The sequence below is a fragment of the Marinobacter sp. UBA2498 genome (genome assembly GCF_002341575.1).
In the GTDB taxonomy this organism is placed as follows: domain Bacteria; phylum Pseudomonadota; class Gammaproteobacteria; order Pseudomonadales; family Oleiphilaceae; genus Marinobacter; species Marinobacter manganoxydans.
Genome location: NZ_DDOI01000029.1, coordinates 64275 through 64699, shown reverse-complemented (window position 1 = coordinate 64699; position 425 = coordinate 64275). Strand labels below are relative to the sequence as shown.

Genomic DNA, 425 nt, shown 5'->3' with positions numbered 1-425 from the left:
GGGCAGGCGATGATCAGCACCGTGGTGGCCGCCACCATCATATGAACCACCGCCGGTTCCGGCCCGACGTTGTACCAGACCAGCGCCGCGACAACAGCAATCAGCATCACGGTGGGCACGAACACCGACGAAATCTTGTCCGCAAGCCGTCCAATGGCAGGCTTCGAGCCCTGGGCTTTTTTCACCAGCTTGATGATTTGAGCCAGCGCGGTGTCACTGCCAACCCGGGTGGCCTCGTAGACAATCGAACCATGGGTGTTGAGGGTGCCGGCAGACACCTCATCGCCTTCCGATTTGCTCACCGGCATGGGCTCACCGGTGAGCATGCTCTCATCAATGCGAGTAGAGCCTTCGGCAATCACGCCATCGACCGGCAGTTTCTCACCGGGTCTTACCCGGATGTGGTCGCCCTTGAGAACCTCCTC

The 425-nt window shown here is 60.5% G+C and carries 1 protein-coding gene; it reads right to left on the bottom strand.

All coding sequences use genetic code 11. The annotated features are described in order from the left end of the window. A partial coding sequence (locus B2W52_RS02925; RefSeq protein WP_286801164.1) for an HAD-IC family P-type ATPase occupies positions 1 to 425 on the bottom strand: 425 nt, incomplete at both ends.